The organism is Nitritalea halalkaliphila LW7 (assembly GCF_000265075.1).
Lineage (GTDB): Bacteria > Bacteroidota > Bacteroidia > Cytophagales > Cyclobacteriaceae > Nitritalea > Nitritalea halalkaliphila.
In genome coordinates, this window is record NZ_AJYA01000088.1 from 1 (window position 1) to 3636 (window position 3636).

At 35.3% G+C, this 3636-nt stretch carries 5 protein-coding genes; all 5 read right to left on the reverse strand.

What is annotated here, in order from left to right; translation table 11 throughout:
* Positions 1-197 precede the first annotated feature (197 nt).
* Complete coding sequence (locus A3SI_RS16240) at positions 198-782, reverse strand: carboxypeptidase-like regulatory domain-containing protein (protein ID WP_009057622.1); 585 nt, start codon at positions 780-782, stop codon at positions 198-200.
* Positions 779-1237 carry a cysteine peptidase family C39 domain-containing protein gene (locus A3SI_RS16245; protein ID WP_238531826.1) on the reverse strand — a complete coding sequence of 153 codons (459 nt, stop codon included), beginning with the start codon at positions 1235-1237 and terminating at the stop codon, positions 779-781. Before A3SI_RS16245 ends, A3SI_RS16240 begins: the two co-directional genes overlap by 4 nt.
* A 340-nt stretch (positions 1238-1577) precedes the next feature.
* Positions 1578-2396, reverse strand: a complete 819-nt coding sequence (locus A3SI_RS16250; RefSeq protein ID WP_009057629.1) for a 6-bladed beta-propeller — start codon at positions 2394-2396, stop codon at positions 1578-1580.
* A 416-nt stretch (positions 2397-2812) separates the two neighbouring features.
* Positions 2813-2965, reverse strand: a complete 153-nt coding sequence (locus tag A3SI_RS19185; RefSeq protein ID WP_156810364.1) for a hypothetical protein — start codon at positions 2963-2965, stop codon at positions 2813-2815.
* 191 nt (positions 2966-3156) lie between these two features.
* Positions 3157-3636, reverse strand: a 480-nt coding sequence (locus tag A3SI_RS16255; protein ID WP_009057631.1) for a DsbA family protein, incomplete at its 5' end; no start/stop codon positions are given.

Genomic DNA, 3636 nt, shown 5'->3' on the forward strand with positions numbered 1-3636 from the left:
TACCAATAAATTTTTGATAAACAGGCTTTTCAATACTACCAATAATTAGTCTGAATATACCTTTAGTTTAATGACTACATCTCAAGGTATTTCTATAAAATTATTTTCATACAATTGAATTATTGGTTATCGTACAACATTATAGCGTAAATGCTGAGAATCCCTGAACTTTCTTAAAAACAGGAGGTAAGTAGAGTCTATTTCAGCAAAATCATCGCTGGCTCTAAAATTTTGTATTTTGACTTTTCGCCCCTGTGACGTTCTTTGTTATAAGCAACATCTTCTACTAATACTTGAGCTTCTACCAAATGGGTAAATTCTTCATAATTAGTAGAAACTTTCCGGTAAAGCCCTGTCATTTGATGTCTTTTTTCAGGGTAATTATTTGGAATATTTTGAATAACCTTTAGAAGGAATTCTCCGGGTAAATTTTCCTCCGGCCTTACGGTTATCTCTTTAAGTTCTATAGTCCTATTTTTCAAGTTTATCGTGCTTGAAGATTCCCCAAGTCTTTCAATGGGTATTTCAACCTTCATATATCCTATATGAGATACAATGATGGTATCATTTTTAAGGACCTCAGGGAATCGTAGTTTAAAAGCTCCTTTGGAATCTGTTAAGCTATTAAAGTCAGGATGGTTTTTTAAGAAGATATAGACATTGGGTACGACAGAAACTTCATCCTTAACTATTCCGGATACTTGATTAATGCCAGGACTACTTTGAGCGTAAAGCATTGTGGTGAAAACAACCGAAAAAAAGAAGAAAAACAGGTGCTTCATTGAGTAAACATTTTAAGTGAAAAATGAGGAATAGATTCAAGCAAGAGCGTAATACCTTCTTTGGTTTGCTCATTTGCGTTATTTCCTATCCATCTTGAAATAAACTCCTGCTTATTATATTGGATCAAACCATAGGCAGGATCAGAAATATACACAATATTCTTTCTTATCCGATAGACCACCACGAAGTGCTGTTTGTCCCAATGAACAATCAGTGGCAGCGGCGCCTGTTTGAGTTTTTCAAAACTCAGTTTGGCCCCAATAGTTTTAAAACCCATGGCTTTAGCAGCATCACTTAGCTTCAATAGGCTGCTTCCTTCCCTTGTCGTTTCAGATATTTCTCGTATTTCTTTTAGGGATATCAGCTTGCCATAGTGCTTGCCAATGATGCGCAAACAGGTAGGACCACAGTCTTTAGTGTCGGGTTGTTTGTAGAAGGGGAAGGAGGTTTTCAAAGGAATAGAATAGTATTGAAAGTTTAAAACATATTTAGAATTTTAACATCTAAAGTCAGTGGTAAGAAGCAAAATTTTTTAACTTAATTTCTAGCGAATGTCAAACGATACATAACGATTAGTGGATTTTTTTCTAGGGCATTTTGCTTATCCCTAAGAATGGAGTAATACACATTTCCTTTAAAAGGCTTTGGAATTATTTCATGTGTCATTTCCTGATCAAATAATTGCCTTAAATGAATTAGGGGACGATTGTTTTCCAAATCAATTACTATAAAATAGGAACGATAGTCATATACAAAATGTAAAAATGCATAGCTATCGGACATCACCACTTGGCTTATTCCCAATTGAAGTGTGTTGTCAAATCCAATGAAATGAAGTAGGTATTCTGGGTCAATCGACCCTCCTGTTTTCTAAAAATCGTATCCCTGTCCCTATGCGATGATATTTCTCCCCGGTTGATTGGCATATAAAACAAGATTGCGTTATTTACCCGACTTAATATCCTGGGGATTGGATGGATATGTGTGTAATTAGAATGATAGCCGTAAAGTGGCCTTTCCCAGTTTTTAACTTCAAGGGTTTTGGGTTCAATTGAGCTTATCAACACCTGACGGGGCTTTTCCTTGGTACCATTAAGCGTCTCCTGAACAACCAGAAGGGTATCATTATCTTTATAGAAGGAGATAGGATGCCCAGGTATTTTATTGCTTGTTGATTCAAATTTTCCTTCGAGGGAATAGGAAATCACGGTCATTTTTTGCCAATCCGCCACAAGCACAACATTTTCCTTTTCATCCAAGTGAATCGCATATGGTATAGTATATTCATCTGGCCCCTCTCCCTTCTCCCCGATTTTCCCTAAAAAACTACCCTTGTTGTCAAATTTTAATAGACCCTGTCTTCTGTCTACTAGAAGAAAGAAGTCTTGCGAAAAAGCCAAATCGTGGACTGAAGTAAGAGGTGGATTTCCAGGAACTTCTAGGTTTATAGTGTCTATTATTTCAATTATAAATTCCGGTGAATCTCCCTTTAAAAAATCCCTTTTGATTTCTATTGTTTTTGTAGATTGAAGAGAATCTGGAAATTCTTTAATTCCACAATTTTGAAATTGAAAAATAAAAATAAAAAACAACACTCTCGTAATATGTTTCATAGTTGAGATAAGTATATTTTTCTTTATGATTTCCCCCTTTAAATCTGTAGTCTACAATTAGAAGGTCTTTTAAATTAGGGAGCTATATTTGATCCCTAAACATAAAATTATTTTAAAATACAAGAGAAGAAATTCCGAACCACTCCAAAAAAAATTATTTGAAGTAGTTCGGTAATTTATTAATATGTATATCCGCTTTCATACCAGTAGTATCTAGACAATAGAAATAACCTGCGATTTCGAAATAATATCAAGTTTGTATCTAATATCTATAAGTATCTGTTTGAAGATAAATGCTCGTTTATTTGATTAGTGGCAAAGAAGCGGATAATCATATTTATTAATCTAACATAAGTCAATCCATACTTATTTAACCAATTTATTTACATTAATTAAACATGATGTGAACTGATACCCTAACCTGCAAGATCAATGACAAGACCATGTAAAACAATCAGGGTCATTAAAGCATACCCCTCCTGCATCACAAGAACCAGCAGTGTTATATGTTCCATTTGGCGGTTGGTTTGGGCCGCCATAACGATAGCATACAGTGCAGTTGTTTCCATACCCCCCAGTAATCTTCTTCATCTGACTTCTCCCAAGGACTTCATCGGAAGTAAGTCTGAGCATTTCTAAACTTAACTTTTTCATTTTTTTTAGATTTTATTGAAAATTGAAATCTCCGGACATTTGGGTCAGCCGAAGCATCTGACCATTCATCGCGATTGAATATTTTTTATCACAAAATGGTGTTTTTTTATACCAGAATATATTTTAGATCTTCTATACTGTAAGCTTTAGGTAATTCATGCCCATTGATAAAGATGGTGGGTGTGTAACTGATATTTTCCTGTTCGCACCAATTTAGCATGTCTTGTGTGCGGGATTCCTGAGTTTTCAGTTCTCCGTTCATAGGGTATTTGGCCGCAAAAGCTTCATACTCCTTCTTCTCTGACAAGTACCAATCATCAAGTGCTTTCAGTATCTGCTCCTGATTGGCCTGAGCTGCTACAGCCATAATATGACTAATAGTTTTATACTTAATGGCATCTTCTCCGCCGGGATGAAATACAACCTGTAAGTTTATGTTTCCTGAAGCAAACAATTCTTCCAAGATAGGATGTGAATTAGCACATGGCCCGCAATAAGGATTGCATACTTTGAGTACATGATATTTAGCATTTCCCCCTTTAAGCATTATTCCCAATCCTTCTGGATTATTGGAAATTCTTCTTGA